The organism is Microbacterium sp. (assembly GCF_039812165.1).
In the GTDB taxonomy this organism is placed as follows: Bacteria; Actinomycetota; Actinomycetes; order Actinomycetales; family Microbacteriaceae; genus Microbacterium.
The window spans coordinates 1-3,537 of record NZ_JBDIAB010000261.1 but is presented as its reverse complement, the minus strand read 5'-3'; the positions used below and the strand labels follow the sequence as shown (position 1 = coordinate 3,537).

The 3,537-nt window shown below is 74.8% G+C and carries 4 protein-coding genes; 1 reads left to right on the top strand and 3 read right to left on the bottom strand.

The features are described from left to right. Positions 1 to 79 precede the first annotated feature (79 nt). From WML84_RS13955 to WML84_RS13945, 3 genes are read right to left on the bottom strand one after another with little or no spacing between them, the layout of a single operon-like run. The gene (locus tag WML84_RS13955) at positions 80 to 1,615 is read right to left on the bottom strand and encodes an FAD-dependent oxidoreductase (RefSeq protein ID WP_347346741.1); all 1,536 of its coding nucleotides are present in this window, start codon (positions 1,613 to 1,615) and stop codon (positions 80 to 82) included. Beyond that, positions 1,612 to 1,929, bottom strand: a complete 318-nt coding sequence (locus WML84_RS13950; RefSeq protein ID WP_347346740.1) for a (2Fe-2S)-binding protein — start codon at positions 1,927 to 1,929, stop codon at positions 1,612 to 1,614. The genes WML84_RS13955 and WML84_RS13950 overlap by 4 nt, the downstream gene beginning before the upstream one ends. Then, positions 1,926 to 3,128, bottom strand: a complete 1,203-nt coding sequence (locus WML84_RS13945; protein ID WP_347346739.1) for an FAD-binding oxidoreductase — start codon at positions 3,126 to 3,128, stop codon at positions 1,926 to 1,928. Before WML84_RS13945 ends, WML84_RS13950 begins: the two co-directional genes overlap by 4 nt. 59 nt (positions 3,129 to 3,187) lie before the next feature. Here WML84_RS13945 and WML84_RS13940 point away from each other — a divergent pair. Then, positions 3,188 to 3,537, top strand: a 350-nt coding sequence (locus tag WML84_RS13940; protein WP_347346738.1) for a proline racemase family protein, incomplete at its 3' end; no start/stop codon positions are given.

Genomic DNA, 3,537 nt, shown 5'->3' with positions numbered 1-3,537 from the left:
GTCGCGCCCGGGAGGACTCCGACGCCTCCGGTGACGACGCGCGTGGGCATCCCCTCGGTGTGGGAGTCCACCGCGGTGATCAGTCGTGCGGCTCGCATGTCTGCTCCTGTCCTTCCTGTCGCCGCGTCGGTCGAGAGCCGACGCACACCGTGTTCGGGCCGGCGTCCGCCGGCGCGCCGGATCGGCCGGCGAGCTCGCCCAAGCGGATGGGCGCATGAATGGGCCGGCGGTCCACCCGGCCCCCGTCGAGGTGCTCCACCCCGACGCGCGTGGCGAGCAGCTGCTCGGCCGACCGCCCGCACACCCGCCCCTGGCAGATGCCGAGCCCGGCACGCGTCGAGAGCTTCTGCGACCGCAGGCTCGCCGAGCCGGTGGCCGTCGCCTTGCGGCGCAGCTCGCCGGCGCTGACCTCCTCACATCGGCAGACGACGGTGTCGTCGGTGACCCACTCCTGCCATCCGGGGCGGATGCCGTGCGCGGCCTCGATGCGGTCCGCGAAGCCGGAGAACACCGCCCGGGCCCGCTGCGCGCGGGCGATCGCCGCGTCGGCGGACGCGCCGCCGGCGGCGCAGTGGCCCGCCACGGCGCCCTCCGCCAGCGCGAGGTCGACGCCGCCGATGCCGGTGATCTCACCCGCCGCGTAGACCTCCGGCACCGACGTCCGGCATCCCTCGTCGATCACGACGAAGCGATCGTCGTCCAGCGCGCATCCGGCGGCGATCGCAGCCTCGAGCCGGGGAGTGAAGCCGTGCGTGACGCAGACGGCGTCGCACGCGACGACGCGCTCCGTGCCCGGGATGGGACGCCACTGCGCGTCGACCCGGGCGAGCACGACGCGCTCGACGCTGCCGCGGCCCTCGGCCCGGACGACGGCGTGGCCGAGGCGGTAGGGGATGCGGTGGGCGATCTGGCCGCCCACGTACTGCAGCAGCTCGGTCAGCTTGTGCGGCACGCGCGCCAGCTGCCAGGGCCGGGGCAGCCATCCGCGCACGAGGCGCGGCGCACGCCCGGCCTCGGCCACCAGCACGACGCGGGCGCCGACCTGGCTCAGCGACGCCGCGACGGGGAGCAGGAACGGCCCGGCGCCGGCGACGACGACGCGCCGACCGATCGCGAGTCGCTCGCTCTTGGCGAGGGCCTGCGCCGCGCCGCCGGTGTAGACGCCGGGCAGCTCCCAGCCGGGGAAGGGGAGGGTGCGGTCGTGCGCACCGGTCGCGATGACGAGCGCGTCGGGCCGGAGCGAGTCGCTCGAGCGCGCCGTCCCGTCGACGGGACCGGCGATCGTCTCGACGAGCAGGCCCTTCGCACCGACCTCGTCGCCGGGGCGGGCGGCGACCGCCCACACGCTGGTCTCGGTGCGGACCTCGATCGCGTCCGCGTCCCGCGCACGTGCCAGCATCCCCTGGAAGGTCGACCAGCCGTGGTGCAGCCGCTCCTGCCCGCGCGGATCCCGTCCCTCCGGCAGATGCCGCCAGAACTGGCCGCCGAGCTGCGACCCGGCCTCCAGCAGCGTCACGCGCGCCCCGGCATCGGCCGCGGCGATCGCGGCGGCGAGCCCGGCCGGGCCGCCGCCGACCACGACGACGTGCCGGCGGTCCGCGGAGCGATCGGTCATCGGCATCCCCCGCCGTCGCCGGGCGACTCGACCGCGCGACCGTCGTGCTGGAGGTCGACGACGTCTCCCTCGCGTGCGCGCCGCTGGCAGGCGCGGACGTCGCGCACGCCGTCCACCGAGACGAGGCAGTCGAAGCAGACGCCGATGCCGCAGAAGATGCCGCGCGGCGCGTCGGTCCGCGCGGTGCTCCGCCAGGAGCGGATGCCCGCCGCCATCATCACGCCGGCGATCGACTGGCCGCTCACGCCGGTGAGCGGTCTGCCGTCGACGGTGATGTGCACGGGCCGCTCGAACGACGCCTCCGACGCGCTCATGCGCTCTCCTTCAGGCTCTCTCGCAGCGTCGGCCTCGCGAGCGAGAACGCGCTCGCGTCGACCTCGGTGTCGTTCCCCTCCATCAGGTCGGCCAGGAGGCGGCCGGTGGGGAGCGACAGGCCGATGCCCGCGCCCTCGTGCCCGGTGGCGTACCAGAGTCCGGGATGCCGATGGTCGGGGCCGACGATCGGGAGGTGGTCGGGCATGTACGGCCGGAACCCGGAGTAGCTGCGGATCACGGCGGTGTCGGCGAGGAACGGGAACAGGCCGATCGCCTTGGCCGCGATCTCGCGCAACACGGCGGACCGGAAGCGATCGTCGAAGCCCACCTGCTCACGGCTCGAGCCGATGAGCACGGTTCCGCCCTGCGTCGACTCGACGACGCTGGAGGTCATGAGGCCTTCGCTCCCCGACCCGACCGCGCCGACGTAGTCGGCGTCGTAGACCTTGTGGTGGATGCGCTGCGGCATCTTCGCCGTCACGAGCACGACGCCGCGCCGAGGCCGCACCGGGATGCCGACCCCGAGACGCGCGGCCACCTCGGCCGACCACGGCCCCGCCGCGACGACCAGGTCATGGACCCGCACGTCACCTCGCGCAGTGCGCACGCCCGTCAGTCGTCCGTGCTCGCGGATCGCCGCGTGCACCTCGCACCGCTCGAGCACCGTCGCGCCGCGCGCGCGGGCGAGGGCGACGAGCGCCTCGGCCGCGATCGCCGGCTGCACCTGACCGTCGTCCGGATACCAGACCGCGGCGTGCACGCGATCGGTCAGCCACGGCTCCAGCTCCTTGGCCTGCGCCGTCGTCAGCTCGTCGGCACGGACGCCCACGCTCCGCTGCCGCGCGGCGAACTCGGCGAGCGCACCGGCCCCGCGTTCGCCGGTCGCCACCACGAGACCGCCCTTGGCCTCGAACTCCAGCGACGGGAAGTCCTCGCCCAGCTCCTCCCGGTACGACGCCGCGAAGGCCCGCCACAGGGCGTTGCCGAGACGGGCGAACTCCAGCTCCGGGCCCGGTCCCTTGTCCGAGACCAGGAGGTTGCCCTCGCACCGCGCGCTCGTGCCGCTGGCGACGCGGTCGCGCTCCACGACGACGACGCGGCGGCCGCGGCCGGCGAGCTCGGCGGCGACGGCGGCGCCGACGATGCCGCCTCCGATGATCCCGACGTCGTACGCCACGGTCACCTCCTCGTCTCCCATCCGGCCCATCCGAACAGTACTATGTCACACATGGCACCGAGGATCGAGGGGTCGGACTGATGCGCTGGGCGACCGAGGACTGGCACACGGCGGGAGAGCCGTTCCGGATCGCAGAGGGGGTGCCGACCCACGGCGCGACCGTCGCGGAGCGGCGCGTGGAGGCGATGACCGGCGAAGCGGATGCCGTCCGCAGATTCCTGTGCCTCGAGCCCCGCGGGCACGACGACATGTACGGCGGCTTCGTGACGCCGCCCGACGACGACGGGGCGGACTTCGGCGTCCTCTTCTGGCACAAGGACGGCTTCTCGACCGCCTGCGGGCACGGCACGATGGCGCTCGGCGCGTGGGCCGTGCGCACCGGACGGGTCGCGGCGCCCGATGACGGCGAGGCCGTCGTGACGATCGACGT

Excerpts from the sequence above, each read along its gene's own strand:
- WML84_RS13955 (WP_347346741.1), bottom strand. The coding sequence starts at position 1,615 with ATGACCGATCGCTCCGCGGACCGCCGGCACGTCGTCGTGGTCGGCGGC.
- WML84_RS13950 (WP_347346740.1), bottom strand. The coding sequence starts at position 1,929 with ATGAGCGCGTCGGAGGCGTCGTTCGAGCGGCCCGTGCACATCACCGTC.
- WML84_RS13945 (WP_347346739.1), bottom strand. The coding sequence starts at position 3,128 with ATGGGAGACGAGGAGGTGACCGTGGCGTACGACGTCGGGATCATCGGA.